The sequence below is a fragment of the Actinomadura meyerae genome, assembly GCF_900188445.1.
In the GTDB taxonomy this organism is placed as follows: Bacteria; Actinomycetota; Actinomycetes; order Streptosporangiales; family Streptosporangiaceae; genus Spirillospora; species Spirillospora meyerae.
Genome location: NZ_FZOR01000026.1, coordinates 66227 through 90242, shown reverse-complemented (window position 1 = coordinate 90242; position 24016 = coordinate 66227). Strand labels below are relative to the sequence as shown.

General features: G+C 74.9%; 22 protein-coding genes. 7 read left to right on the top strand and 15 right to left on the bottom strand.

The annotated features are described in order from the left end of the window. Position 1: 1 nt before the first annotated feature. From CHF16_RS24830 to CHF16_RS24790, 9 genes are all read right to left on the bottom strand, one after another. The gene (locus CHF16_RS24830) at positions 2 to 2095 is read right to left on the bottom strand and encodes an acetate--CoA ligase family protein (RefSeq protein ID WP_089328532.1); all 2094 of its coding nucleotides are present in this window, start codon (positions 2093 to 2095) and stop codon (positions 2 to 4) included. Continuing rightward, on the bottom strand, positions 2092 to 3258 hold the full coding sequence (locus CHF16_RS24825; protein WP_089328531.1) for an acyl-CoA dehydrogenase family protein: 1167 nt from the start codon (positions 3256 to 3258) through the stop codon (positions 2092 to 2094). Before CHF16_RS24825 ends, CHF16_RS24830 begins: the two co-directional genes overlap by 4 nt. Positions 3259 to 3433: 175 nt before the next feature. Beyond that, positions 3434 to 4048 (bottom strand): TetR/AcrR family transcriptional regulator, encoded by a 615-nt coding sequence (locus CHF16_RS24820; RefSeq protein ID WP_089328530.1) that lies wholly within the window; start codon positions 4046 to 4048, stop codon positions 3434 to 3436. Between the two features lie 51 nt (positions 4049 to 4099). Continuing rightward, complete coding sequence (locus tag CHF16_RS24815) at positions 4100 to 5089, bottom strand: C-terminal binding protein (RefSeq protein WP_089328529.1); 990 nt, start codon at positions 5087 to 5089, stop codon at positions 4100 to 4102. After that, entirely contained in the window at positions 5086 to 6738 is a 1653-nt protein-coding gene (locus CHF16_RS24810) for a 5-guanidino-2-oxopentanoate decarboxylase (protein WP_089328528.1), read from the bottom strand. Before CHF16_RS24810 ends, CHF16_RS24815 begins: the two co-directional genes overlap by 4 nt. 27 nt (positions 6739 to 6765) lie before the next feature. Continuing rightward, positions 6766 to 7866: an ABC transporter ATP-binding protein gene (locus CHF16_RS24805; protein ID WP_089328527.1), complete on the bottom strand. Its 1101-nt coding sequence runs from the start codon at positions 7864 to 7866 to the stop codon at positions 6766 to 6768. A 1-nt stretch (position 7867) separates the two neighbouring features. Beyond that, positions 7868 to 8695, bottom strand: coding sequence for an ABC transporter permease (locus tag CHF16_RS24800; protein WP_089328526.1), 828 nt, complete (start codon positions 8693 to 8695; stop codon positions 7868 to 7870). Further along, positions 8692 to 9597 (bottom strand): ABC transporter permease, encoded by a 906-nt coding sequence (locus tag CHF16_RS24795; RefSeq protein ID WP_089328525.1) that lies wholly within the window; start codon positions 9595 to 9597, stop codon positions 8692 to 8694. Before CHF16_RS24795 ends, CHF16_RS24800 begins: the two co-directional genes overlap by 4 nt. Further along, the gene (locus tag CHF16_RS24790; protein WP_245869170.1) at positions 9594 to 10544 is read right to left on the bottom strand and encodes an ABC transporter substrate-binding protein; all 951 of its coding nucleotides are present in this window, start codon (positions 10542 to 10544) and stop codon (positions 9594 to 9596) included. The genes CHF16_RS24795 and CHF16_RS24790 overlap by 4 nt, the downstream gene beginning before the upstream one ends. Positions 10545 to 10551: 7 nt before the next feature. On the opposite strand from CHF16_RS24790, the gene CHF16_RS41930 reads away from it, so the two are divergent. Both CHF16_RS41930 and CHF16_RS24785 read left to right on the top strand, forming a co-directional pair. Further along, positions 10552 to 10683 carry a hypothetical protein gene (locus CHF16_RS41930; protein ID WP_281259392.1) on the top strand — a complete coding sequence of 44 codons (132 nt, stop codon included), beginning with the start codon at positions 10552 to 10554 and terminating at the stop codon, positions 10681 to 10683. A gap of 285 nt (positions 10684 to 10968) precedes the next feature. Then, positions 10969 to 11862: a lytic polysaccharide monooxygenase auxiliary activity family 9 protein gene (locus CHF16_RS24785; protein ID WP_089328523.1), complete on the top strand. Its 894-nt coding sequence runs from the start codon at positions 10969 to 10971 to the stop codon at positions 11860 to 11862. A gap of 22 nt (positions 11863 to 11884) precedes the next feature. Here the strand turns inward: CHF16_RS24785 and CHF16_RS24780 are convergent, their stop codons facing one another. Continuing rightward, positions 11885 to 13243 carry an MBL fold metallo-hydrolase gene (locus tag CHF16_RS24780; protein WP_089328522.1) on the bottom strand — a complete coding sequence of 453 codons (1359 nt, stop codon included), beginning with the start codon at positions 13241 to 13243 and terminating at the stop codon, positions 11885 to 11887. 105 nt (positions 13244 to 13348) lie between these two features. After that, on the bottom strand, positions 13349 to 14500 hold the full coding sequence (locus CHF16_RS24775) for an endonuclease/exonuclease/phosphatase family protein (RefSeq protein ID WP_245869162.1): 1152 nt from the start codon (positions 14498 to 14500) through the stop codon (positions 13349 to 13351). A gap of 126 nt (positions 14501 to 14626) precedes the next feature. Between CHF16_RS24775 and CHF16_RS24770 the strand changes: the two genes are divergently transcribed. Beyond that, on the top strand, positions 14627 to 15322 hold the full coding sequence (locus CHF16_RS24770) for a response regulator transcription factor (protein ID WP_089328521.1): 696 nt from the start codon (positions 14627 to 14629) through the stop codon (positions 15320 to 15322). After that, the gene (locus CHF16_RS24765; RefSeq protein WP_089328520.1) at positions 15315 to 16487 is read left to right on the top strand and encodes a sensor histidine kinase; all 1173 of its coding nucleotides are present in this window, start codon (positions 15315 to 15317) and stop codon (positions 16485 to 16487) included. The genes CHF16_RS24770 and CHF16_RS24765 overlap by 8 nt, the downstream gene beginning before the upstream one ends. Here the strand turns inward: CHF16_RS24765 and CHF16_RS24760 are convergent. Together CHF16_RS24760 and CHF16_RS24755 are read right to left on the bottom strand one after the other, a co-directional pair. Next, positions 16453 to 17511 carry an L-type lectin family protein gene (locus tag CHF16_RS24760; protein WP_089328519.1) on the bottom strand — a complete coding sequence of 353 codons (1059 nt, stop codon included), beginning with the start codon at positions 17509 to 17511 and terminating at the stop codon, positions 16453 to 16455. The two genes, CHF16_RS24765 and CHF16_RS24760, sit on opposite strands and share 35 nt — an antisense overlap. 258 nt (positions 17512 to 17769) lie before the next feature. Then, positions 17770 to 18156: an STAS domain-containing protein gene (locus CHF16_RS24755; protein WP_179271686.1), complete on the bottom strand. Its 387-nt coding sequence runs from the start codon at positions 18154 to 18156 to the stop codon at positions 17770 to 17772. Positions 18157 to 18330: 174 nt separating this feature from the next. On the opposite strand from CHF16_RS24755, the gene CHF16_RS24750 reads away from it, so the two are divergent. Beyond that, entirely contained in the window at positions 18331 to 19383 is a 1053-nt protein-coding gene (locus tag CHF16_RS24750; RefSeq protein ID WP_089328517.1) for a Rossmann-fold NAD(P)-binding domain-containing protein, read from the top strand. A gap of 28 nt (positions 19384 to 19411) precedes the next feature. Here the strand turns inward: CHF16_RS24750 and CHF16_RS24745 are convergent, their stop codons facing one another. Continuing rightward, positions 19412 to 20413: an enoyl-CoA hydratase/isomerase family protein gene (locus tag CHF16_RS24745; RefSeq protein WP_218826819.1), complete on the bottom strand. Its 1002-nt coding sequence runs from the start codon at positions 20411 to 20413 to the stop codon at positions 19412 to 19414. A gap of 362 nt (positions 20414 to 20775) precedes the next feature. On the opposite strand from CHF16_RS24745, the gene CHF16_RS24740 reads away from it, so the two are divergent. Beyond that, on the top strand, positions 20776 to 21654 hold the full coding sequence (locus CHF16_RS24740) for a CoA transferase (protein WP_218826818.1): 879 nt from the start codon (positions 20776 to 20778) through the stop codon (positions 21652 to 21654). Further along, positions 21651 to 23054 (top strand): amidohydrolase family protein, encoded by a 1404-nt coding sequence (locus CHF16_RS24735; protein WP_089328516.1) that lies wholly within the window; start codon positions 21651 to 21653, stop codon positions 23052 to 23054. The genes CHF16_RS24740 and CHF16_RS24735 overlap by 4 nt, the downstream gene beginning before the upstream one ends. A gap of 17 nt (positions 23055 to 23071) precedes the next feature. Here CHF16_RS24735 and CHF16_RS24730 read toward each other — a convergent pair whose 3' ends face one another. Further along, positions 23072 to 23938 (bottom strand): universal stress protein, encoded by an 867-nt coding sequence (locus tag CHF16_RS24730; RefSeq protein WP_179271685.1) that lies wholly within the window; start codon positions 23936 to 23938, stop codon positions 23072 to 23074. Positions 23939 to 24016: the final 78 nt, after the last annotated feature.

Genomic DNA, 24016 nt, shown 5'->3' with positions numbered 1-24016 from the left:
CTCACTGGTCGGTGGACGGGGGCGGATCCTGCGGCACGGCGGCGAGCACGAGGGCGTCGACGGCGACGGCGCCGCCGGGCCCGGCGCGCAGCGGGTTCACCTCGCACTCGGCGACGGCGGGGTCCGCCGCGATGAGGCGGGACACGGCCGCGACGCTCTCGGCGACCGCGTCGAGGTCGGCGGGCGGGCGGCCGCGGAACCCGGTGAGCAGGGGCAGCCCGGCGAGCGACTCCACGAGCCGGCGGGCCTCGGCCGCGGTGACGGGCGCGAGCGCGAGCGCGACGTCCCGGTACACCTCGGCCTGCACCCCGCCGAGCCCGACGAGGACGACGGGGCCGAACGCGTCGTCGCGGCGGGCGCCGACGATGAGCTCGACGGCGTCCGCGCGGGTGTCCATCTCCTCCAGGACGTAGTCGCCCTCGCCCAGCCGGCCGGCCATGTCGGCGAGGGCGGCGCGCACGGCGTCCGGGTCGGGCAGGCCGACCGCCACGCCGCCGACCTCCGTCTTGTGCTCCAGCCAGCCGGCCTTGAGGACGAAGGGGCCCGCCATGGCCCGCGCCGCCTCGGCGGCGTCCTCCGGGGTCCGGACGGAAACCGCGCGAGGGTAGTCGAGGCCCGCGCGGGCGAGGAGGTCGCGGCCCGCGAGGTAGGGAAGCGCCTCGCCGGTACCGCCGAGCGGCGCGGCGGGGACGGCGAGCCCGGGCCCCTCCCCCGCCGGTTCCGAGCGGACGAGCTCGACCGCGAGCCTCAGGGACCGCGCCACCGCGTCGATGGTGAACAGCGCGGGGACCGACCGGGTCCGCAGCTCCCGCACCGCCTCCGAGTCGTGGCTCATGCTGTGCACGAGGACCGGGCGCCCGTGCTCGGCGACCGACAGCCCGAGCGACGCGGCCACCTCCAGCTCCCGCTCGACGAGCGTCGGGGTGTCGGCGCCGTAGCAGCCGAAGTACCCCGACAGGACGACCGCGTCCACCTCGCCGCTCCGCAGCAGCACGTCGACGACGCGCGCGTAGGTGTCGAGGTCCTGCTCGCCGGCTCCGGCGAGGTCGATCGGGTTGGCCGCCCCGGCGCCGTCGGGCAGCAGGGCGGCGACGGCGGCCCGCGTCGCGTCCGAGAGCGGGGGCACGCGGAGCCGGTGGCGGGCCGTCACGTCCGCGGCGAGGGCGCCCTGGCCGCCGCTGTCGCTGACGATCGCGACTCGGTCGCCCGCCGGGAGCGGCCCGCCGGCCAGCAGGTGCGCGAGGTCGATGGCCTGCGCGGGAGTCTCCACGAGGACGGCGCCGGCCGCCCGGCAGGCCGCCGCGACCACGTCGGTCGAGGCCGTCAGCGCGCCGGTGTGCGACCGGGCCGCGGCCCGGCTCGCGTCGCTGGCGCCCACGGTGAGGACGATGACCCGCTTCCCCGCGGCGCGGAGCCGGGCCATGACGTCCACGAGGTCGCGGCCCGCGCCGAAGCTCTCCAGGTAGAGGACGACGGTCCGGGTGGCGTCGTGCGCCACGAGGTCGGCGAGCAGGTCGGCCGCGGTGACGTCGACCTGGTTGCCGACCGAGACGAACCGGGAGACGCCGAGCCCCGCGTGGGCCGCGAGACCGGCGATCTCCAGGCCGAGCTGCCCGGACTGCGACACGATCGCGATGCCGCCGGGGGCGAACGTGCCCCAGGCCAGCTCCAGTTCGGCCTCCGCGTCGTACAGGCCGAGGCAGTTCGGGCCGACGATCCGGGCGCCGGCGCGGCGGATCCGGTCGGCGAGCCGGCGCTCCAGCCCGGGCTCGCCGTTGGCGAGGTCGATGTGGGCGGTGATCCCGAGGAACCCCTTGACGCCGAGGGCGAGCGCCTCGTCCACGACGGCGGGGACGGTCCGCGCCGGGGTGGCCAGCACGACCAGCTCAGGCACGGACGGCAGCTCGCCGAGCGACCGGGCCGACCGGACGCCCTCGATGGCGGCGCCCTTGGCGTTGACGAGGTGGACGTCCCGCCGGTGCGCGCCGCGCAGCGCGCCGCGGGCGATCCAGTACCCCCACTTCGCGGGGTCGGGCGAGGCGCCGACGACGGCGACCGACTTCGGGTCGGAGAAGACCGACAGGGAGCCGCTCATCGCCCGGCCACGGCACGGGAGATGATGAGGCGCTGGATGTCGGAGGTGCCCTCCTCCAGCTCCTCCAGCTTGGCGTCCCGCAGCCACTTCTCGATGAGGAACTCGCGCGAGTAGCCCCAGCCGCCGTGCGTCATCAGCCCGGCATCGGCCACCCACGTCGCGTTCTCCGACGCGGTCAGCTTCGCGATGGCCGAGGCCGCGGTGACCGGCTCGCCGGCGTCGTAGAGCCGCGCGGCCCGCATGGTGACCAGGTGGGAGATGTCGGTCTTCGCGGCCATGTCGGCGAGGCGGAAGGCGACGGCCTGGTGCTCGATGATCGGCTTGCCGAACTGGACGCGCTCCTTCGCGTACCGGACGGCGTCCTCCAGGACCGCGCGGGCCAGCCCCGTGGCGGCGGCCCCGATGAGGATCCGGGACGCGTCGAAGGTGTGCATGAGCCCGTAGAAGCCCTTGCCCTCCTCGCCGAGCCGGTTCTCGGCCGGGACGCGGACGTCCTCCAGGAAGACCTCCGCGTTCAGGGTGCCGCGCTGGCCGTACTTCCTCATGGGCGCGCCGACCGTGAGGCCCTCGCGGTCGCGCTCGACGACGAACGCGGTCACCCCGCGCGAGCGGAGCGCCGGGTCGACGGTGGCGAACACGACGAAGTACTGCGACAGCGGGGCGTTGGAGATCCACGTCTTGGACCCGTTGAGGACGTAGTGGTCGCCGTCGCGGACCGCGCGCGTCTGCAGCGCGGCGGCGTCGGACCCCACGCCGGGCTCGGTGACGGCGACGCTGGTCACCGGCGGCGCCGAGCCGGTGAGCGGGGTGACCCACCTGCGCTTCTGCTCCTCGCTGCCGAGGGACAGGATCGGGTCGGCGAAGAACGAGCTGGAGGTGAGGAAGTTGGCGATGCCGATGTCGCCGTGGCACAACTCCTCCTGGACGAGGCACTGGGTCACGAGGTCGGTCACGCCGCCGCCCCCGTACTCGGCGGGCAGCATGTAGGCCGCGAGGCCGATCTCGGCGGCCTTGGCCCACAGGTCCATGGGGGCCTCGGTGTCCGCCTCGTCGATGGCGCGCGAGCGGGGGCGGATCTCGTTGCGGGCGAAGTCGCGGGCGAGCGTGACGAACTCGCGCTGCTCGTCGCTCAGCGCGATCCCGTCGGTGAGGTCGAAGGACATGGAGGGGCTCCCGATGAAAATTAACTGATCAGTCAGTTATGTTCGTGGTGATCGTGGAACAGGGCGCTGCGGGCTGTCAAGGTGATCCGCGGCCGGACCGCGCGTCGTCCAGGCGCGGGGCGTCCGGCGTGCGGGACCGGGGTGCGGGCCGGCCGGGTGCGGGCGCGGGGCCAGGTCAGCCGGTGGCGGCCCGGGCGGGCTCGGTCGACATCGTCGCGAGCAGGTGGTCGCACACGCTGCGCATCCGCTCGATCGTCATGTGCCGGGACCCGACGAGCGCCTGGATCGCCAGGCCGTCGATCATGCTGACCAGGGCGTTGGCGAGCAGCAGCCGGTCACCCTCGACGATCAGCCCGTCGGCCTGCCCGGCGCGGATGATCTCGGCGATCACGCTGCGCCACTCCCCGTAGATCCGCTCGTTGAGCTCGCGGAGGTCGGGGTCGTGCAATGCCTCGACCCAGGTCTCCGCCCACACGCGCCAGGCCGCCGCGGTCTCCTCGTCGTGCGGGAGGTAGGAGTCGACGAACGCGCGCAGCCGCTCCCGGGCGTTGGGATGCCGGTCCAGGATCTGCTTGCGGCGCTCCAGCGAGCGGGCGAAGTTGTACTCGAACGCGGCGTGCACGAGGTCGCGCTTCGTCTCGAAGTAGTAGTGGACGGAGCCGGTGCTGATCTTGGCGCGCCGGGCCACGTCGGTCACGCGCAGCGCCTTGTAACCCCGCTCGCTGACGACCTCGCAGGCCGCCCTCAGGATCTGGTCGCGGCGCTCGGCGACGACGCTCGGTCGGGGCATCCGTTCTCACCTCGTGTGCTGTGAATGATCAGGTTGTCAGACGGCCGCGGCTCAGTCCAGCGCCGGTCCCGGCCGCGGGCGCGGTCCGCCCGGCCGCCCTTCCAGGACGGCGGAGACGGGCCGGCCGCGGGCGTGCCACTCGACGACGTTGCGGGCCTGTTCGAGGACGTAGTCGCGGGTGCTGGCCGCCGACAGGTACGCGGCGTGCGGCGTGACGAGCACCCGGGGGTGGCGGACGAGCGGGTCGTCCGGCTCGGGCGGCTCCCGCGGCAGCACGTCGAGGGCGGCACCGGACAGGCGGCCCCCGTCCAGGCACCGCAGGAGCGCGCCGTGGTCGACGAGGCCCGCCCGCGACACGTTCACCAGCGACGCGCCCTCGGGCATGAGGCCGAGCCGCCGGGCGTCCAGCAGCCCCCTGGTGCCTTCGGTCAGCGGCAGGTGCAGGCTGACGACGTCGCTGCACGCCAGCAGCGCGTCGAGATCCAGCGGTTCGACGCCGTCCGGGGGCGCGGCGGCGGGGTCGTGCCCGACGACGCGGCCGGCGAGCGGGCGGACGAAGCCGGCGTAGCGGCGCCCGATCCGCCCGAGCCCGACGACGCCGACGGTCACGTCCGAGAGCCGCCGCAGGTCGTGCCGGGTCCCGTCCCACACCCCGGCGCGGACGTCGCGGTCCAGCCGGGGCAGCCCGCGCAGGAGGGCGAGCGTCATGGCGAGGGCGTGGGAGGCGACCTCCTCGGTGGCGGCCCCCGGGACGTTGGCGACCCAGACGCCGCGCTCGCGGCAGGCGTCCAGGTCCACCATGTCGTAGCCGGCCGACTGCGTGGCGACCAGGCCGACGCCGGGCAGCGCGTCGAGGAGCGGCCGGTCGACGCGGGCGTAGCCGAGCAGGAGCGCGTCGGCGTCCGCGGCGGCGGCCGCGATGTCGTCGGGTGCGGGCGAGCGTGCGAACCGCACCGTGAACCCGGCCCGCTCCAGCAGCGCCGCGCCGGGGCCGGGGTCGGTGTCGACCACGTCGGTGTAGACCGCGACGGGCCCGCTCATGCCGTGCCCCTCGCGGACACCGTGTCGCTCGCGGACGCCATGCCCCTCGCGGCGCGGCTCTCCTCGCGGACGTGGATGAGTGTGGGCCGGTCCGCCTCCAGAGCGGTCTTGATCGCGCCGGTCAGCTCGGCGGGGTCGCCGGCCCGGACGCCGTGGCAGCCGAGCGAGCGGGCCAGCGCGGGGAAGTCGGGCCCGCCGAGGGCCACGGCGTGGACCGGTTCGTCCCGGTCCGCCATCTCGTTGCGGATCTCGCCGTAGCCGCCGTTGTCGACGACGACCACGGGCAGCGCGATCCCCAGCTCGGCCGCCGCCGCCAGCTCGGCGACGGTGAACATCGTGCCGCCGTCGCCCTGCAGGACGAGCACGGCGGTGCCCGGGTGCGCGATCTTGGCTCCGATGCCCGCCGGGAGGCCGAAGCCGAGCGTGCCGCCGCCGGTCGGGTAGAGGAAGCCGCCCGGCCGGTGCAGGGGGAGGTTCGACAGCGCGCCGTAGTAGCAGGCCATCGCGCTGTCGGACGCCACGATCGCGTCGCGGGGCAGCGCCTCGGCGATCGCGGAGACGATCGGCAGCCAGGGCGCGCCCTCGTCCCGCGCGGCCGCCCGGTGCAGGGCCCGCCACCGCGCCGCCCGTTCCGCCGCCGGGCCCGCCGGGCCCTCGGCGCCCGCGGCGCCGGTCCGCGCCAGCAGGGCGCGGAGCGCGAGCGCGGCGTCCCCCACGAGCGACACCTCGGGGATCACGTTGGTCACGATCTGCGCCGGGTCGACGTCGACGCGCAGCACCTTGCCGGACAGGTCGGGGAGCCCGATCCACCAGTCGGACGGGGCGAACTCGGTTCCCACCGCGATGACGAGATCGCTGTCGTCCATCAGGTCCAGGACGCACTGGTGCTGGAGGCCCGCGCCCACGAAGAGCGGGTGGTCCTCGGGGACGACGCCCTTGCCGTTGGCGGTGGACACCACCGGGGCGCCGACCGCCTCCGCCAGGCGGACCACCTCGCCGCCGGCCCGCGCCGCTCCCCCGCCGACCACCAGCACCGGCCGCCGCGCGGCGGCGCACGCCGCCGCGGCGGCGTCGACCGCCTCCGCCGCCGGGATGCGGTCCGCGGCCGGGACGGGACCGGCCGCGGTCACCTCCGCCCGCTCTTCGAGCAGGTCGAGCGGGATCTCCAGATGGACGGGCCGGGGGCGTCCCGAGGTCAGGTCCGTCCACGCCTGGGCCACGGCGAGCGGGATCTCCCCGACGCTCGCCACCCGGTGGCTGCGGCCGAGGACGGCCGCCATCGCGGCGCTCTGGTCCTTGACCTCGTGGAGGAGGCCGTTGCCGCGGCCCGGGTGGCGCAGCGGCATCCCGGGCGAGACGAACAGGACCGGCACCGAGTCCGAGTACGCCTGCGCCGCGGCGGCGGCCGCGTTCAGGATCGCCGGGCCGGTCGTCGTCAGGCAGACGCCCGGCCGCCCGGACGACCGCGCGTACCCGTCCGCGGCGTAGCCGGCGCCCTGCTCGTGCCTCGGCGAGACGTGCCGGATCCCGTGCCGTGCCATGGCCGCGTAGACCGTGAGGTTGTGCGTCCCCGGGATCCCGAAGACCGTGTCCGCGCCGTGCGCGGCGAGCGCGGCGACGAGTGCCTCGCCGCCCGTCATCACTGCCATGCTGCTCACTCCTTCCGGGTCACCGGATCAGTCGAGGACGCGGGCGTCGCGGACGTCCCAGTACGCGTTCACCCGCGCCCCGGGGGCGACACCGTCCGAGGTCCGGGGGACCTCGGTGCTGGCGACCAGCCGGCGGCCCGCGTCCGTGCGCAGCTGGACGGTGCGGCTGCTGCCGAGGTAGATGCAGTCCTCCACGATCGCCTCGACGCGGTCGGCGGTGTCGGGCACGGGGGCGCCGGCGAGGGCGATGCCGAGGCGTTCCGGCCGGACGAGCAGCGACGCGGCGCCCTCGTCCGCGGCCCCGTCGAGCCGGAAGCTCCGGCCGCTGTCCGCGTCGACGAAGGCCCCGCCCCGGACGGTGCCGGTGAAGACGTTCGAGGCGCCGACGAACTCCGCGCTGTAGCGGCTGTTCGGCTCGGCGTAGAGCTGCTCGGGCGTGCCGAGCTGGACGATCCTCCCCTCCCGCAGGAGGGCGATGCGGTCGGACATCGTGAGCGCCTCGTCCTGGTCGTGCGTGACGAAGACGAAGGTGATGCCCATCTCCCGGTGGAGCCGCCGGATCTCCAGCTGGAGCTGCTCGCGGAGCAGCTTGTCCAGCGCGCCGAGGGGCTCGTCCATCAGCAGGACGCGGGGCCGGAAGACGATCGCCCGCGCGAGGGCCACGCGCTGCTGCTGGCCGCCGGACAGCTCGTCCGGGCGCCGCCCGCCGAGGTGGCCGAGCTCGACGAGGTCGAGGGTCTCGGCCACCCGCCGCCGGATCTCCGCCTTGGGGGTCCGCTGCCGCTTGAGGGGGTAGGCGACGTTGTCGGCGACCGACATGTGCGGGAAGAGCGCGTAGTGCTGGAACACCATCCCGAAGCCGCGCTTGTGCGGCGGCAGGGCGGTGATGTCCCGGCCGTCCACCTCGACGGTCCCGGACGTGGGCCGGGTGAAGCCGGCGACGATGTTCAGCAGGGTGGACTTGCCCGAGCCCGACGCGCCGAGCAGGGTCAGGAACTCGCCCGCCCGGACGTCGAGGTCGACGGCCTCCAGCACGGTGTTGTCGCCGTACTGCTTGCTCACCGCGCCGATGGAGATCGGGGCGCCGGTCGACGCCGGGGCGGGCGTCGTCTTGAGGGCTGCGGTCATGTCATGCACCTGTGTTCGTTGCGGGGCGTGCGGTGCGGCGGCCGGTGAACCGCCGGACCAGCCGGGTCAGGCCGAGGACGGTGAAGGAGCCGAAGATGACGATCAGCACCAGCGTCGAGAGGGCCGCGACGGTGGGATCGATCTGGACCCGGATGCCGGACCACATCTGGACGGGGAGGGTCGTCATCTCCGGGCCGGACAGGAAGATCGCGGTGACGACCTCGTCCCAGCTGATGAAGAAGGCGAACAGCCCGCCGGCGAGCACGCTCGGGAGGATGAGCGGGAGGGTCACCCGGAAGAACGTGCCGACCGGTCCGGCGCCGAGGCTCATCGAGGCCATCTCGAGGCGCCGGTCGACCGAGACCAGCCCCGCCACGACGTTGATCACGACGTAGGGGACGGCCAGGCACGTGTGGACCAGGACGAAGCCGAGCGTCGTCTGGGTGAGGCCGAGCTCCAGGAAGGCGATGTAGGCCGCCAGGCCGACGATGACGTAGGGGACGATCAGCGGCGCCAGCAGCACCGCCATGATCGTGTTGCGGAACGGGAGGCGGCCGCGCACCAGGGCGAGGGCCGCGAGGACGCCGAGGACGACCGCGCAGGCCGACGACAGGAGCGCCACGTTGAGGCTCGCGAGGGCCGAGTCGAGCCAGACCGGGTCGTCCAGGATGTTGCGGAACCACCGCAGCGAGGTCTCGCCGGGCGGGAAGGACAGGTACGAGCTGTCCGAGAACGACATCGGGACGACGATGAGGACCGGCAGGACGAGGTAGACGCCCACGAGGGCGGCGAGGACCGCGAGCCCGGTACGGGTGAGGATCTTTGTCATGGCTGCCGCATCAGGTGTTTCTGGAGGTCGACGAACCGTCCCGCCACCACGAGCAAGACGAGCGTGGTGAGCAGGAGCATGGTCGCGAGGGCCGCGGCGAAGCCGAAGCGGAGCACGGTGCTGACCTGCTGCACGATCAGCTCGCCGATCATCGTGTTCTTCGGCCCGCCGAGCAGCGCCGGGGTGATGTAGTACCCGAGCGCCTGGACGAACGTGAGCAGCACCGCCGCGGCGACCCCGGGCGCGCTGAGCGGCACGAAGACCCGCCAGAACGCGCCGGACGGGCGGTCGCCGAGCGACTCGGCCGCCTGGAGCAGCCGCCGGTCGATGCCCTGCATGGTCGCGTAGATCGGCAGGACCGCGAAGGGCAGCGCGACCTGCACCATGCCGAAGACGACACCGGTGAGCGTGCGGATCAGCGGGATCGGCTGGTCGGCCAGACCGAGCGACTGGAGGGTCTCGTTGAAGGCGCCGGTGTCGCGGAGGAAGAGGACGAGCGCGAAGCTGCGCACGAGGATGCTCGTCCAGAACGGGACGAGGACCAGCCCCATCATGACCATCCGCCAGCCGGGCCCGACGAGCGTCATGAGGTAGGCGTAGGGGTAGGCGAGCGCGAGCGTCACCACCGTGACGATCGTCGCGATCAGGAACGTGTTGCCGAGGACGCGCGGGTAGACGGAGTTGGCGAAGACGTCGCGGTAGTTCTGGAGGCCGACGGCCGGGTCGGTGAGGCTGCGCGACAGCATGACGGCGAGCGGCACCACGAACACCAGGACGAGGAAGGCCAGCAGCGGCAGGACCAGGACGCCCCATCCGTCGAAGCGCGTCCAGCCGGGCACCCGCAGCGGGCGGGGGCGCCCCCGCGCCCTGCCCGCCGGCGAGCCGGCCGCCGCCGACGTCACTTGGCGATCCACGCGTTGAGGCGCTCGGTCACACCGTCGTAGTTCTCGGCCCAGTACCCGTAGTCCACGAGCCCGGCCGAGCCCTGCGCGTTGGCGGGGAAGCCGGGCAGCTCCTTGCGGACGGCCTCCGGCACCAGGTCGAGCGCCTTCTCGCTGGCCGGGCCGTAGATCGACGCCTCGGCGTCAGCGGCCTGCGCCTTGGGGTTGTCGAGGAACCAGCGCATCCACTCGAAGGCGAGGTCCTTGTTCGGGTACCCCTTCGGCACGACGATCTGGTCGTAGGAGACGAGGTTGTCCTTCCACTCGTTCGCGACCTTCTCCCCGGCCTGCCGCGCCTGGAAGATGCGCCCGCTCCACGCCTGGACGAGGGGCGCCTCGCCGCTCGCGAGCATCTGCGTCATCTGGTCGCCGGTGTCGAAGAAGACGATGTCGCGCTTGATCGACTCCAGCTTGCGGAAGGCCCGGTCGATGTCGAGCGGGTAGAGCTGGTCGGGCTTGACGCCGTCGGCGAGCAGCGCGGCCTCGAACATGCCGCCGGTCGCGTACTTCCAGAAGCCCCGCTTGCCGGGGAAGCGCTGCGTGTCGAAGAACTCGGCCCACGTCGTCGGGTGCGCGCCGGAGAAGGTCTTCGAGTTGTAGGCGATCGTGAAGGAGTACTGGAGGATCGGGATGGCGCACGGGCCGAGCTGGCTCTCGGCGACCCCCGTCGCCTTGGCCTTGTCGAGGATGTCCTGCGGGAGCTTCTCCAGCAGCCCGGCGGCGCACGCGGTGTTCGCGAAGTTCGGCTCCACCTCGGTCGGGCCCCAGCTGACCTTGCCCGCCTCCACCTGCGCCTTGATCTTGGCGTAGTCGGTCGGCGAGTCCTGCTTGATCGTGACGTTCTTGGTCTTGGCCCAGGGGGTGAAGTAGGAGTCGACGTGCGCCTTCTGGGCCGCCCCGCCCCACATGGTCACCGTGAGCGACGAATCGGAGGCGCCCGAGCCGCCGCCGCAGGCGCTCAAGGCGACGGCCAAGCCCGCTGCCGACGCGATGGCGAGCAACCTGGTGGTCTTCATCGACCCTCCCGTTCCGTTGTTGTTTGACTGATGCGTCAGTTAATGTCGTACACCGTGACGTGCGCCACGCTCGGTGTCAAGGGGTCCCCGGCGACATCCCGTCCTCCGGACCTGCGCCAACGCCGGTTCCGGGGGAGCTTCCGGGGCGCGTCGACGCCTTGCTGGAAAGGGCTTGCGGGGGTCTGCGACCCAAGGCCGCGGGCGCCGGAGACCGCCCTTCCCGGGCCGGTGCGGACGCCGGGTGAACCCGCCGCGGACACGGCTGCGTACTCGTGGGCGTCGCCGATCCGAGGGGGCCGTTCTGAGCGTGCTGAGGATGGGTGCTCGTGCACCGAGCGTCGCGGCCGTGCTCGGGATCCTGCTGGGTTCGGCCGTCCCGGTCTCCCCCGCCCGCGCCCACGGGGCGACGGAGAGTCCGCCGAGCCGCGCGACCGGCTGCGAACCGGGCCGCGGCGCCGTCCGGGCGAGCGCCGCCTGCAGGGCCGCGGCGAGGGTGAGCGGCGCGGCACTCGCCGAATGGGACGAGCTGCGCGTGCCGAACGTGCGCGGCCGCGACCGCCGGATGATCCCGGACGGCAGGCTGTGCAGCGCCGGGATCGAGCGGTTCCGCGGGCTGGACCTGGCGCGCGCCGACTGGCCCGCGACCAGGCTGGCCGCCGCGGCCCGCCACACCTTCCGCTACCGGGTGTCGATCCCGCACCGGGGCGGCTTCCGGCTGTACGTCACGCGGGACGGCTACCGTCCCACCCGCCCGCTGACCTGGTCAGACTTGGAACCCGAGCCGTTCCTGAAGGCCACGGATCCGCCGCGGCGCGACGGGGCCTACGTCTTCGCCGGGCGGCTCCCGCGCGGCAAGACGGGGCGCCACGTCATCTACACGATCTGGCAGACGTCCGATACACCGGACACCTACTACTCCTGTTCCGACGTCACGTTCACCGCCGCCCGCGGGCGGCCGGCGGGCCACGATCCGGCCTCGGCGCGCGCCGCGCCGAGCCGATCGGCCGGTGCGGAAGCCTCGTCCAGTCCGAGCGCCCCGCCCGGGGCCGGTGCCCCGTCCAGTCCGGTGGCCGGCACGTCCGCGGCGAAGCCCGCCCGGAGCACCGGGCTGATCGTCGCTGCGGCCGGCTTCGCCGGGCTCGTGACGATCCTCCTGGTGGGCGGTGCCGTGGCGCTGGTCCGGCGGACGCGCGTCCGCCGGGAGTTCTGACGCCGTTCCCGCCGTCCCGGTGTCAGGCGGCGGTGAGCGGCAGGCCCGCGCGGGCGCTCGCGGCGTACTCGTCGTCGACAGCGACGACGCGGCGCCCGGCGGCGGCCAGCAGCGAGGCGGCGATCGCGGCGCGGTAGCCGCTCGCGCAGTGCGCCCACACCTCGCCGCCCGGCACCTCGTCCAGGCGGCGCGGCAGGTCGTGCAGCGGGACGTGCACGGCGCCGTCGATGTGCGACTCGTCCCACTCCAGGTCGCGGCGCACGTCCAGGAGCACGACCGGGCGGTGGTGCCGGACGGCCGCCAGGTCCTCGAACGACGCCGTCGGGAAGGAGCCGAGGGCCTCCCCGCCCGTCCAGCGCTCCGGGCCGCCGGTCGCCGACGCCGCCGGGCGGTCGATCCCGATGCGGACCAGTTCGCGCTGGGCGTCCGCCACGTCCTCGGGCGTCTCCCCCAGCAGCGTCACCGGCGTACCCCACGGGACGAGCCAGCCGAGGTAGGTCGCGAACCTGCCGTCCAGCCCGAAGTTGAGCGTCCCCGGCATGTGCCCGGCCGCGAACGCCGTCCGGGTCCGCAGGTCGACGACCCATTCCCCGGCCTCGATGCGGCGCCGCAGTTCGGCGGCGTCCGCGCGGCGCGGCTCCGACAGGTCCGGCGCCTCGGGCCCGGCGGTGTTGATCCCCTCCATGTGGGCGTAGTAGGCCGGCCAGGCGTCCAGGCCCGCCAGCAGCGAGTCCACGTACTGCTTCTCGGGCAGGGTGAGCACGGGGTTGGCGCGCTTCTCCTGCCCGATCGTCGACGCGTCGGTCTTCGACTGGGTGGCCGAGCAGAAGCTGCCGAACCCGTGGGTGGGGAAGATCTCGGTGTCGTCGGGCAGCTCGCCGGCCAGCCGCTGCGCGGAACCGTACTGGGCGGCCGCCAGGTCGAGGGTGTGGGACGGTCCGAGCAGGTCCGGGCGCCCGGTGGATCCGTAGAGCAGAGACCCGCCGGTGAACACCGCGGGCGCGCGGCCCTCGGCCTCCAGGACGTAGGCCAGGTGCGTGAAGGTGTGGCCCGGAGTCGCCAGGACCCGCACCCGCATCCGCGTCCCGACCCCGATCACGTCGCCGTCGGCCACCGCGTCGTGCGGGAAGACCACGGCGTCGGCGGCGTTGATGTGGCAGGTGGCGCCGGTCGCCCGCGCCAGCGCCGGCCCGCCGGTCACGTAGTCGTTGTGGACGTGGGTCTCGAAGACGTCGGTGACCGGGACCCCGCGGGCCTCGGCCAGGGCGAGCACCCGGTCGATGTCGCGCTGCGGGTCGACGGCGAACGCGACCTCGCCGTCGGTGACGAAGTAGCTGCGGTCCCCCAGCGCGGGCGTCTCGATCGGCACGATCTCGATCATCGGCCTGCCTCCCTCTCCGCTTCGTCGGGCGTTGCCCTCGTGCGGATGGTGCCCGCCGGAGGGGCGGCCGACTCGGCGGTGCCCTCCGGCGGCCGGTGATCGTCCTCACCAGCCGATCGCGGCGGCCACCGGCAGGTGGTCGCTGCCCGTGGGCGGCAGCGACCACGCGCTCCGCGCATGCACGCCCCCGACCAGGATCTGGTCGATCCGGACCATCGGCAGCGCCGCCGGCCAGGTGAACCCGAAACCGTCCCCGGCCTCGACCTGCGCCGAACTCATCCGGGACGTGAGGGCGTCGAACGCTCGGTCGTCCAGGGTGCCGTTCAGGTCGCCGAGCAGCACCTTCCGCGGGTTCCGCTCCGAGGCGACGGCCTCACCCAGCGCCTGGACGCCCCTGTTCCGATGGGTGGTCCAGAAGCCGGCCCTGGGGTTCACCCGCACGGACCCCAGATGGGCCACGTACACCGCCAGCGGCCCGTGGTCGGTGGCCACCGTGGTGCGGAACGCCCGGTCGTAGGTCATCTTGGCTTCGACCGGCTTGGCCTCCCCCAGCGGGCCGGCGTCCATCTTGATGTCGACCGGCCGGGTGTCCGACAGCGGCAGCTTGCTCCACAGCCCGACCGTCCCCCGCACCGTGTGGTGCGGATACGCCTCCGCCAGTTCTCTCTCGTACGTGCCCTTGGCCTGCTCGGTCAGTTCCTGCAGTGCCAGGACGTCCGCCCCGGAGGCGGCCAGAGCGCGGGCCGTGCCGACCGGGTCGGCATTGCCCGCACCGACGTTGTGGCTGACCACCACGAGGTCGCCGCCGGGGTGGGACCGGTCGCCGAGCAGCCCGCCGAAGAGGTTCAGCCATACGGCGACCGGCAGCGCCAGCGCGACGACGGCCGTGGCGGAACAGCGCCACAGTGCCGCCCCGAGCAGCACCGGGACGAACAGGCCGAACCACGGGAGGACGGTCTCCACCAGGCTGCCGATGTTCATGCCCCGGTTCGGGATCTTCGCGTGCAGCAGCATGAGCAGGGCGAGCAGCAGCGCCAGCGCGGAGAGGACCGGGCCGCGCTTCCACGGTCCGGGCCGGGAGACGAGGCGGATCGCACGGCGGGCGGTACGGCGGACGGCCGCGCGCCGGTCGGCGGGGCCGGTGTCCGGGCGACCGGTGGCGGCCTGCCCGGTATCCGCGGTCGCCACCCGCGTCATCGTCTGGCTGTGCTCACCGGTGACGGCCGGCTCATCGGTGACTACCGGCGCATCGGTCACTGCCGGCTCACCGGTCACCGCCGGCGGATTCCATGACATGCGGCCAGTCAAGGCGGCGCGGTGTTGCCGGCGCGTATGCGGTTTTACATACACCGACGATATGCGCCCTTTCGTAGCATCGGCGGCATGCGTGTGCTCATCGTCGAAGACGAGCCCTACATGGCGGAGGCGATCCGCGACGGCCTCCGCCTGGAGGCGATCGCGGCCGACATCGCGGGGGACGGCGACACCGCACTGGAGCTGCTGACCGTCAACGCCTACGACATCGCCGTCCTCGACCGCGACGTCCCCGGACCGTCCGGCGACGAGATCGCCCGGCGCATCGTCGCGTCCGGGACCGGCATGCCGATCATGATGCTGACCGCGGCCGACCGCCTCGACGACAAGGCCACCGGGTTCGGGCTCGGCGCCGACGACTACCTCACGAAGCCGTTCGATCTGCGCGAGCTGGTACTCCGGCTCCGGGCCCTCGACCGCAGGCGGTCACACAGCCGGCCCCCGGTCCGGGAGATCGCCGGCCTGCGGCTGGACCCGTTCCGCAGGGAGGTCTTCCGGGACGGCCGCTACGTCGCGCTGACCAGGAAGCAGTTCGCGGTGCTCGAGGTCCTCGTGGCCGCCGAGGGCGGCGTCGTCAGCGCCGAGGAGCTGCTGGAGCGCGCGTGGGACGAGAACGCCGACCCGTTCACCAACGCGGTCCGCATCACCGTCTCGGCGCTGCGCAAGCGGCTCGGCGAGCCCTGGGTCATCGCCACCGTGCCGGGCGTCGGCTACCGCATCTCCGCCGAACCGGAGGCCGGGCGCCAGGGGGGCGGGCGTGGATAGGCTCCCCGGTCCGAGCGTCCGCCTCAAGCTCACCCTGAGCTACGCCGCGTTCCTCATGCTCGCGGGTGCGCTGCTGCTCGCGGCGGTGTGGGTGTTCCTGCTGCGCTACGTCCCCGACCGCGCGCTCCTCCTGCCCGCCGGGACCGACGAGACCGGCGTCTTCCCCGTCCGGTCGAACCTGCTGCGCGTCTTCGCCCCGCGGGCGGCCGCGGTGATGGCCTTCCTGCTGCTGTTCGGGATCGCGGGCGGGTGGATGCTCGCCGGGCGCATGCTCGCCCCGCTGACCCGCATCACGGGCGCCACCCGCCTGGCCGCGGCCGGGTCGCTCTCCCACCGGATCCGGCTGCCGGGCCGCGCGGACGAGTTCCGGGAGCTCGCCGACGCCTTCGACGCGATGCTCGCCCGGCTCGAAGCGCACGTCGCGGAGCAGCAGAGGTTCGCCGCCAACGCCTCGCACGAGCTGCGCACCCCGCTCGCGATCTCCAAGACGCTGCTGGACGTGGCCCGCAGCGACCCGGGCCGCGGCACCGGCGAGACCATCGACCGCCTCCACGCCGTCAACAGCCGGGCCATCGACCTCACCGAGGCGCTCCTGCTGCTCAGCCGGGCCAACCAGCGCTCCTTCGCCCGGGAGGACGTCGATCTCTCCCTGGTGGCGGAGGAGGCCGTGGAGGCACTCCTCCCCCTGGCCGAGAAGCACGGCGTCACCGTCGAGACCTCTGGCGACATCGCTCCCACCACCGGGTCGCACGCCTTGCTGCTGCAGCTGACCGCGAACCTCGTGCAGAACGCGATCGTCCACAACCTGCCCGGTGGAGGCGGCGCCTGGGTCACGACGAGCGTCCGCCCCGGCACGGTGGTCCTCACGGTCGAGAACACCGGTGAGGAGATCAGTGAGCGGCGCGTGCCGACGCTCACCGAGCCGTTCCAACGCGGCACCGAACGCGTCCACACCGATCACGCGGGCGTCGGCCTGGGCCTGGCGATCGTCAAGACCATCGCCCAGGCGCACGACGGAACGCTCACCCTCGCCCCGCGCCCCGCCGGGGGCCTCCGCGTCGCGGTGGAGCTCCCCCGGCATCGCGGCGCCTCGCGGGAGGAGGCGTCCGGGGCCCGGTCGCGGCGGCAGGTCAGCGGACGGAGCGCAGCTCCACTCTCCGGATGAGGTGCACGTCGGTGAGCGGTCCCGTGGAGGCGGCGAAGCCGAACCTGACGGTGCTCGGGACGGGCTCCGGCGCGGGGAACCGCAGCACCCGCTGGAAGCCCTTGCCGTCCTGGAAGTCGATGTCGACCGTGACCACCGGGTCGGGGCCGGGCGGCAGCACGAGGCGGACGGTCCGCTTCGCCGGCTCCAGCAGGGCTTCCGCCCGCGCCGGCGTGACCTGGGGCGGCATCTGCCGCAGAGCGCCGTGGAGCTTGCCGGGAAGCGAGGACGGCCATGGGCCGGTGGCGCTCTTGTTGGCCGTCGTGGCGTCGAGGAAGCAGTACCCCTCGATGCCGTCCCCCGGACCGCGGGCGGTCACGAGGCCGGGCCCCGGAGGAGGCGCCTGGAACCTCGTCCCCGCCGGGGAGCGCCGCACGCAGCCGTTCCCGCGCTCCTCCCCGTCGCCGAAGTAGTCGCCCAGGACGTCGAGCCCGATCCCGAGGTACCCGCCGTCGACGCCCGGGACGAACTGGCCGCCGGGGTCGCCGTCGGGCAGCTTCTGGGCGTAGCCGAGGCTGCCGCCGAAGGCTCCGGGCGTCGTGAGCCTCCTGGCGCCGTCGGTCAGGAAGAACGCGATGCCGTCCGCCGGGACCCGCGTGGTGTTGCCGTACTGCCACTGCTCGAAGGTCACCTCCAGGCCGTCGCCGGCCGGGACCGGCGAGTCGAACATCACCGCGCCGGTCTCCTCGAGATGGGCGTCGGTGAGCTGGAGGTACCCGTGCGGCGCCGCACCGACCGGCGGGACCGGGCCCTCCGGGTCCGGGTGGCATCCGCCGAGGGGGTGGTTCGCGGCCTCCGCCACCGGGCCCCCGCGCCGCGCGCCCGTCAGGCAGGCGGCCCCGTACCCGACGAAGCGGGAGTCGGCGGCGGCTCCGGTGAACGACTCCTCGACCAGGACCGCCCTCGGACGGTGGGGCGCCGCCAGGGCGGGCCCGGCCGACGCCGCGGCCGCGGCGACCCCGATCAGCGCGACGGCGCGAAGCATCCCACGTCTCATACTCGGCTCTTCCGTTTCACATCAGAGGTGATCTTGCCAGGCCGTTTTCATATGACCATGGATTCACGGCGGGCTCCAGCAATTGCCGTGCCCTCAGCGGCATTCACACCAATTCATTAAGGAAAAGCGCGGCATTCCATCAGCGGGTCACGCCACCGCCATGACCGGGCATTTGGCGGCGGCGCGGCCCCGCCCGGCCGACGGTGACGAGGCATTGGAGCGCGCGCCCGCGCACATCGGCGTGCGTCACGCCGCAGCTCCTTCCACGGCGGATGCTTCCCAGCCGAGCAGGCGCATGGTCTTGCGGGCGACGGGCGGAACGCCGTGCATCCGCAGGCGCCGCCCCTGCCGGATCAGGACCTGCTCGGCACGGTGCAGGAGCACGACGCCGCCGACGTCGATGAAGGCGAGCCCGCCCAGGTCGACGTGCAGATCCGACGGTCCGGGAGCGGTCATGGTGCGCAGGGCGGCGGCAAGCAGCTCCCGGTTCGACAGGTCGGCCTCGCCCTCAAGCCGAAGCAGCAAGGGGCTGAGGGAGGTGGCGATCCGCAGGAGTCCGTCACGGGTCACCGTGACGCCCGGACGCTGTTCACGAGGAAGCGGGCGAGTGAATGGCTCGGCGTAAGCAGTCATGCGGACAGCCTGCTCACCGCGCCGGGCCATCGCGCCTGGGGGCATCACTGGCCGACACCCAGGCCCTCCCGGGTGCACGCGGGACCCAGTGCATCGACCAGGGCCTTCCCCGGCGCGGTTCAACACCGTGCGGAGCAAGCCTTGGGGCACGCCTTGCCTCTGAAGGAGCCCGCAATGACCACCACTCTCCAAGAGCTCGGACGTACCGGGCCACTGCTCACCGGCCTCGACATGGACGGCGGCCGGGTCAGGGAGCTGCTGTCGCTCGCGGCCGGGCTGAAGGCCGGGCGGCTCGGCGGGCCCGGCGCGCAGCCACTGCGGGGCAGGAAGATCGCCCTGGTGCTCGGCCGGCCCGCCGCCCGCACCCGCCGCGCGGTCGAGACCGCGGCCGCCGAGCTTGGCGCCCGCACCGCCGTGCTGCCCGCGTCGTCCGCCCGGACGTCGCCCGCCGCCACCGCCAGGGCGCTGAGCCGGGACTTCGACGGCATCGCCTACGCCGGGACCGGGCACGCCGACCTCGACCGGCTCGCGCGGGCGGCGACCGTGCCGGTGTGGAACCTCGGCACGGACTCCTGGCGCCCTCTCCAGGCCGCCGCCGACATCCTCACCATGGCCGAACTGGGCGGCGCACAACTGGACGGCGCACAACTGAGCGGGGCGCGACTGGACGGCGGCGACCTCGCCGGCATCGCCTTCTGCTTCACCGGCGACGCCCGCGCCCCCATCGCCGCGTCCCTGCTCACCACGGGCGCGAGCCTCGGCATGGACGTGCGGATCGCCGCCCCCGCCCACATGCGCCCGCCCGCCGGCGTCCTCAGCCGGGTCCACGACCTGGCGCGCCGCAGCGGCGCCCGCATCCTCGTCACCACCGACGCCCGCGACGCCGTCGCCGGGGCGGGCTTCGTCCACACCGCCGCGTGGGTCACGCGCGACCTGCCGTTCGACAGTCTGCTCGCGCGCGTCCAGGCCCTCGTCCCCTACCGCGTCACCGGCCAGCTCCTGCGGGCCACCGGCCGGCCGGACGCGCGGTTCATGCACGGCCTGCCCGCGGTGCACGACGCCGAGTCCCCGCTCGGGCGGCGCATCTACCGGCAGTTCGGCCTCACCGGCGCCGAGGTCACCGAGGCGGTCTACGCGTCGCCGCAGTCCGCCGTCGCCCGGCAGGCCGCCAACCGCGTACCGGTCGCCAAGGCGCTCCTGCTCAGCGCCTTCGAGCCACCGCGGTGAGTCTCCGAGGGCCGGCCGCAGCGCCCCGTCAGGGCTGGACGGCGTCGATCAGGTTCCAGCTCAGCGCCGTGGCGGCGGAGACGGGCGCACCGGTCAGCGCCATGTAGAGGGTGCGCCAGCGGCCGATGCGGCGCGGGACGCTCACCGTCCCGCCGGCTCCGGGGATGAGGCCCATGGGCACCTCGGGCAGCCGGAAGGTCGTGTCCGGGTGGGCGGTGACCCGGCCGGCGAAGGCGGGGATCTCCAGGCCCGCGCCGACGCAGGGGCCGTGCACGCGGACCTCGACGCGGCCGGCCAGGCGGTGGACGAGGCGGCCCGCGCCTCCCCTGGTGCGCACCAGGTGGGCGGTCGCGAGGTCGGGGGCGCTGCCGAACTCGGCCAGGTCGCCGCCGGAGCAGAACGCGGGGCCCGCGCCCCGCAGGGTCACGCGAGTGACCCCCTCGTCGGACGCGGCGACGGTGAGGGCGTCCACCAGGGCGTCGCGCAGCTGCCGGCCGAAGGCGTTGCGCCGCTCCGGCCGGTTGAGGGTGATCGACAGATGGCCGCCGTCGCGCGTCACCAGGACGGGCTCGGCCACGTCGGGCGGGAGCGGGCGCGGGCCGCGGGCGGACAGCCATCGTGCGAACTCCGGCCCGCCGAGGAGCGTGGAGTAGGCGTAGGACTCGACGTCCAGCGCCGCAGCGGCGGGCATGCCCTCCGTGGCGCGCAGGACGTCGCGCAGGATCAGGGACGCGTGCGGGTTGCGGGCGGCGGCGTCGCGCAGCGCGTCCTGCGCCGACGGATCGTCGACGGTCTCCCGGCCGCCCGGCCCGAGCGTGAGGTCCAGCGCGCGGACGAGTCCCGGGTCCCCGGTGCCGACGCCCACCAGGATGCGGTCGCAGTCCAGGGCGCGCCGGGCCGCCCGCGCCGCGGTCGCGGGGTCGGCGGGTCCCAGCTCCACGGTCACGAGCGGGTCGAGGACGGAGCCGTCGGCGGCGAGCGGCGGCAGGTCGGCGGCACCGGCGGCGAGGTCGGCGACGGAGATGCGCACGGGCCCGGAGTGTATCGTCGGGCCATGCCTGCGGGTGGGGACGCGTCGCCGCCGATGGGCGGGCCGGAGGCGCACGCGAGCTGGGCGCGATCCGGGGTGGTCCCGCTGTGCGGCACCGCCGACGGACCGCCCCTCGTGCCGCCGGGCGACGCGGCGGCGGTGGCCGCCCGGCTGGGCGAGCGCTTCGGGGTGGACGGCGCGCGCCTGCTGTCGGAGCGGGCCGCGTTCACCGGGCACCGGCGCCGGGGCCGTACCTCGGCGGGCGGCGCCTGCCGGCTGCTCCGCACGGCGGACGGGTGGGCCGCCGTGTCCTGCGCGCGGCCCGGCGATCCGGCGCTCCTCGGAGCCCTCGCCGAGGCCCCGTGGACGATGACCCGTGGCCGGTGCTCATTCCGTGGCTGCGCGAGCACACCGGCGCGGATCTGGCGGAACGAGCCGAGCTTTTGGGGGTCGCCGCCGGGCCCGTCGCGGGATGGCCGGCGCGCGTCCCCGCGCCGCCCGCGCCCCGGTCGGTGGAAGGCGCGCTGGTGGTCGACTTCAGCGCGCTGTGGGCGGGGCCGCTGTGCGCGCACCTGCTCGGCTCGGCCGGGGCCCGCGTCGTCAAGGTCGAGACCCCTGGCCGCCCGGATGGCGCGCGCCGGGGCCATCCCGGCTTCTACGACCTGCTGCACGCCGGGCACCGCTCGGTGGTGCTCGATCCAGCGGAGCCCGCCGGGCGCCGCGCGCTGGAGGCGCTCGTGGCCGCGGCCGACATCGTCATCGAGGCGTCCCGCCCACGCGCGCTGGCCCGGTTCGGCCTCGACGCGGAGGCCGCGGCCGGCGCCGGCACCACCTGGGTGTCGATCACGGCCTACGGGCGCGCACACGACCGGATCGGCTTCGGCGACGACGTGGCCGCCGCCGCCGGCCTCGTCTGCCGCGACCGCGCCCTGGCCCCGCTGTTCTGCGGCGACGCCGTCGCCGACCCCCTCACCGGGCTGGCCGCCGCCGCTCTCGCCGCGTCCGAGCCGCCCGGTGGAGGCGGCGTCCTGTGGGACGTGGCCATGGCCGGCGTCGTCGCCGCGACGCTTCCGGACGACGGCCCGGTGGCGGGCCCGGAGGCCGTCCGGTGCGGCGGGTCCTGGTCCGTGGAGGGCGTTCCGGTCGCTGAGCCGGTCCGGCGCGAGCCGTCGGGCACGGCCCCCGCGATGGGACGGGACACCGCCGAGGTGCTGGCCGGCCTCGGCATCACCGTCCCATGAGCGGGCTGCTGCTGCGGGACGCCGAGATCGGCGGGTCGGAGCGCGCCGATGTCCGGGTGGCGGGCGGCCTGATCGCCGAGATCGGCGGCGGGCTGGCGCGGGTGCCCGGCGAGCGGGCCCTGGAGTGCGGCGGCGGCGCGCTGCTCCCCGGCCTGTGCGACCACCATCTGCACCTGCACGCCCTGGCGGCGCGGCGTCACTCCGTCCCGTGCGGGCCGCCCGAGGTGACCGGTCCCGACGGGCTCGCGGCGGCGCTGCGGGACGCCGTCCCGGACGGGCACGGGTGGGTGCGCGGCACCGGTTACGCCGAGAGCGTCGCCGGTGACCTGGACGCCGCCGCGATCGACGCGTTGCGTCCGGACGGGCCGGTGCGGGTCCAGCACCGCAGCGGAGCACTGTGGATCCTCAACTCGGCGGCCGTGCGCGCGGCCGGCCTCGCCTCCGCCGGCCATCCCGGCATCGAGCGGGACGCGGCGGGGCGTCCCACCGGGCGGCTCTGGCGTGCCGACGGCTGGCTGCGCACGCGCCTTCCGGCGGCGCGTCCGGTGGACCTGGGCGCGGTGGGACGGGAACTGGCGCGGCTGGGCGTCACCGCCGTCACCGACGCGACACCCGACCTCGGCGCGGAGGCGGCCGCCTCGATCGAAGCCGCCGTGCGCGACGGGTCGCTCCCCCAGCGCGTCCACCTCCTGGGCCTGCCACCGGACGCCCGGACGGGCCCGCACCCGCGGCTCGGCACCGGCCCCTACAAGATCGTCCTTGCGGATTCGGGGCTGCCCGCCCTCGATGACCTGGCCGACCGGATCAGGCTCGTGCACGGCCATGGCCGGCCTGTCGCCGTGCACTGCGTCACCCGTGAGGCGCTGCTGCTCCTGCTCGCCGCCCTCGACGAGACCGGGACGCTGAACGGCGACCGCGTCGAGCACGCGGCGCTCGTGCCGCCGGAGACCGTGGCGGACCTGGCGGAGCGGGGGCTGCGGGTCGTCACGCAGCCGGGGTTCCTCGCCGACCGCGGGGACGACTACCTCCGCGACGTACCGGCCGCCGACGTGCCCGACCTGTACCGGTACCGGAGCCTGCTCGCCGCCGGGGTACCGGTCGGGCTGTCCAGTGACGCGCCCTACGGGCCGCTCGACCCCTGGGCCGTGATGGCAGCCGCCGCCGACCGCACGGCCCGCTCGGGCACGGTCGTCGGGCGTGACGAGACCGTTCCGGCGGCTGCCGCCCTGCGCTCCCTCCTCACCGCGCCGGACGACCCCGGCGGACTTCCCCGGAAGGTGTCCGTCGGCGGGGCCGCCGACCTGGTGCTGCTGCACGTCCCGCTGAATGAGGCACTGCGCCGACCGTCGGCGGGCGACGTCCGGGCGACCATCGCGGACGGGCGCCTCGTCCAGGAGTGATCCGCGCCGGGCGGCGGCTACCGGTGGTCGCCGGTCACGTGGACGACCGCCACGGGGCAGGGGGCGTGCTGGACGAGGGCGTGGCTGACCGACCCCAGCAGCAGGCCGCGGAAGCCGCCGAGGCCCCGGGAGCCGACGACGAGCAGGCGCGCGTCGGCGGCGGCCTCCAGCAGGACATCGCGCGGCGGCCCGGTGCGGACGGAGACCTCGACGTCGACGCCGGGGCGCAGTTCGCGCAGCGGCATCATCAGCTGGGCGAGCCGCTTCTCCGCCGCCTCCCGCATGCCGGCCGCGTCCACCAGCGGCGGCAGGTCCTCGGACGGCGCCGCCGCCCAGGCGGCCACCGCGAGCACGGACGCCTTGTGCAGTTCCGCCTCGGTGAAGGCGAGGGCGAGCGCGGCGCGGGAGGCGGGCGAGCCGTCCACGCCGACCACCACGCGGTCCGGGCCGGTGGCGGGGCCGCGGTCGCCGCGGGCGATCACCACCGGGCAGGGGGCGTGCGCGACGACCTGGGCGCTGACGGAACCGAGCACCAGCCCGGCGAAGCCGCCGAGGCCCCGGGGGCCCAGCACGAGGAGGTCGGCGCTCCGCCCCGCCTCGATCAGCTTGGCGGCGGCCAGCCCGCTGGCGAGCACCCCGCGCACCTCCACGTCGGGGGCCGCCTCGCGGACGTGCGCGAGGCCGGCGTCCAGGGTCTCCTGGGCCAGGCTCCGCAGGTCCACGGGCGGGACGATGGGGCCGCCCACGTAGGCGTCGTAGACGTGGAGCACCGTCAGCGGCACGTCCCGGACGCGGGCCTCCTCGGCCGCCCAGTCCAGGGCCCGGACCCCGTTCTCGGAGCCGTCATGGCCCGCGACGATCCCGGCGATCGGCTGTCCGTTCATGCAGTCCCCCAAGGCTCGGGTCTCCACCTGTCGGTCACCCCCAGGGTCCCGGGCAAACGCCCGTCCCGGGCAGAGGCG